The following is a 1,352-nucleotide window of genomic DNA, read 5'->3' on the forward strand; positions in this document are numbered from 1 at the left end:
GGTGATGAACTCATAACCCGAAGGTCACAGGTTCGAGTCCTGTTCCCGCTACGAAGCCGAAAGGCAGTAAAATCAACGGTTTGGTGTCACCAAACCGTTTTTTTTATGTCTAATATTTCTGATATATTGCAAGGTGAATACGAAAGTGAATACGGAAACGAATACGATTTATCTGTGCAAAAACAATTTTCCAAGCCCAAAATCTACACCGCCAGTGGTAATTTAAAGAAACGCTGGTACGTCTATTTTTCTTATCGGGATCCCAAGACGAATACCTTAAAACGCTAATCTCCAATCTATGCCAATGCAAATCGGTATCAAACCAAAGAAGAGCGTATGGCAATTTTGACTGTTTACAGTCAAATTCTATTTAAATTACTTAAACGAGGCTACAATCCCTATGCTGATAATGTCGAACTTTTTAAAAAGGAAACTACAAAACAAAGTACAGGTAACACCACGGAGACACCTGAAATTAAAATACCACCTAAAGTTGAGCTAAAGTCAGAACAACCAGAAGAAGTAGTTGACAAAGGAAAGCGTATAGAAGAGGCTTGTGCTTTTGATATGACTTTAAAAAAGCAGTCTCTTAAAGAAAGTAGTGTTCGGTCGTATAAAAGCCATATTAAAGTTTTCTGTGAATGGTTGAAAGATAATCACCCAAAGATTACATTTATAGGTGAGGTTAATAGAAAGCTTGTTTTAGAGTTTTTGAATCATATACTAACCAAATCCTCAGCCAGAAATAGAAACAACTACAGAGCCAGTTTAAGTAGCTTATATCAAACCTTAGAGGATAATGATATTGTTAGCCAAAACTTTATTAAGAATATCAAAGCGTTAAAAACACAACCCAAACGCAATAAAACCTATAACAAAGAGCTTCAAGAGGACATCTTTAAGCATATGGAGGTACAGGATCCAATACTTTTGTTGTTTGTAAAGTTTGTGGCCTATGGCTTGTTAAGACCAATTGAGATTTGTCGTTTAAAAGTAGGTGATATAGACTTGAAACATAAAACAGTCACCTTTGAAGCTAAGAATAAAGCCTTAAAGACTAAAATTATTCCGGAGATTTTATTTAAGGAATTACCCGACTTAAGCAAACTCAACAAGGAAGACAGTTTGTTTACACCACAAGGCATAGGAGGTGAATGGCATTTAGGTGATGATAGTAAGCGCAATTACTTTTCAAAGCGTTTTAAAAAGATTGTCAAGGATACCTTTGACTTAGATTCGGAGCATAGCATGTATAGTTTCAGGCATACTTTTATAACGAAGTTATACAGAGCCTTGGTAAAAGAATCATCACCCAATGAAGCTAAAAGTAAATTAATGCAAATTACAGGTCA

At 35.4% G+C, this 1,352-nt stretch carries 1 protein-coding gene and 1 pseudogene; both read left to right on the forward strand.

The window, feature by feature from the left end:
* Window positions 1-288: pseudogene (locus ICJ85_RS16485) on the forward strand (hypothetical protein); the annotation flags it as partial.
* 48 nt (window positions 289-336) lie between these two features.
* Window positions 337-1,352, forward strand: a 1,016-nt coding sequence (locus ICJ85_RS16070) for a tyrosine-type recombinase/integrase (RefSeq protein WP_188224816.1), incomplete at its 3' end; no start/stop codon positions are given.

The organism is Aestuariibaculum marinum (genome assembly GCF_014596975.1).
Classification (GTDB): Bacteria; Bacteroidota; Bacteroidia; order Flavobacteriales; family Flavobacteriaceae; genus Aestuariibaculum; species Aestuariibaculum marinum.